Annotated in this window: 1 rRNA gene; it reads right to left on the reverse strand. The window is 55.5% G+C overall.

Annotated elements, in window-relative coordinates:
- Window positions 1–1227: ribosomal RNA gene (locus MHX61_RS11210) — 16S ribosomal RNA — on the reverse strand; the annotation flags it as partial.
- Window positions 1228–1230: the final 3 nt, after the last annotated feature.

Raw genomic sequence — 1230 nt, forward strand, 5'->3', positions numbered from 1 at the left:
TTGTACCGACCATTGTAGCATGTGTGAAGCCCTGGACATAAGGGGCATGATGATTTGACGTCATCCCCACCTTCCTCCGAGTTGACCCCGGCAGTCTCTCATGAGTCCCCAACCAAATGCTGGCAACATAAGACAAGGGTTGCGCTCGTTGCGGGACTTAACCCAACATCTCACGACACGAGCTGACGACAACCATGCACCACCTGTACACCAGCCACAAAGGGAAAGACTATCTCTAGCCCGATCCGGTGTATGTCAAGCCCAGGTAAGGTTCTTCGCGTTGCATCGAATTAATCCACATGCTCCGCCGCTTGTGCGGGCCCCCGTCAATTCCTTTGAGTTTTAGCCTTGCGGCCGTACTCCCCAGGCGGGGCGCTTAATGCGTTAGCTACGGCACGAAAGTCGTGAAAAGACCCTCACACCTAGCGCCCACCGTTTACGGCATGGACTACCAGGGTATCTAATCCTGTTCGCTACCCATGCTTTCGCTCCTCAGCGTCAGTAACTGCCCAGTAACCTGCCTTCGCCATCGGTGTTCCTCCTGATATCTGCGCATTTCACCGCTACACCAGGAATTCCAGTTACCCCTACAGTACTCAAGTTATGCCCGTATCGCCTGCACGCCCGGAGTTAAGCCCCGGAATTTCACAGACGACGCGACAAACCACCTACGAGCCCTTTACGCCCAGTAATTCCGGACAACGCTCGCACCCTACGTATTACCGCGGCTGCTGGCACGTAGTTAGCCGGTGCTTCTTATCTAGGTACCGTCACAAAAAGCTTCGTCCCTAGCGAAAGGAGTTTACAACCCGAAGGCCGTCATCCCCCACGCGGCGTCGCTGCATCAGGCTTGCGCCCATTGTGCAATATTCCCCACTGCTGCCTCCCGTAGGAGTCTGGGCCGTATCTCAGTCCCAATGTGGCCGTCCACCCTCTCAGGCCGGCTACCCGTCGCCGCCTTGGTAGGCCATTACCCCACCAACAAGCTGATAGGCCGCGAGCTCATCCTACACCGAAAAAACTTTCCAACCATCACACTAAAAATGGCTCCTATCCGGTATTAGACCCAGTTTCCCAGGCTTATCCCGAAGTGCAGGGCAGATCACCCACGTGTTACTCACCCGTTCGCCACTCGAGTACCCTGCAAGCAGGGCCTTTCCGTTCGACTTGCATGTGTTAAGCACGCCGCCAGCGTTCGTCCTGAGCCAGGATCAAACTCTCCACAAAAAA

This window comes from Corynebacterium sp. ACRPF (genome assembly GCF_022347395.1).
GTDB classification, from domain to species: Bacteria; Actinomycetota; Actinomycetes; order Mycobacteriales; family Mycobacteriaceae; genus Corynebacterium; species Corynebacterium tuberculostearicum_D.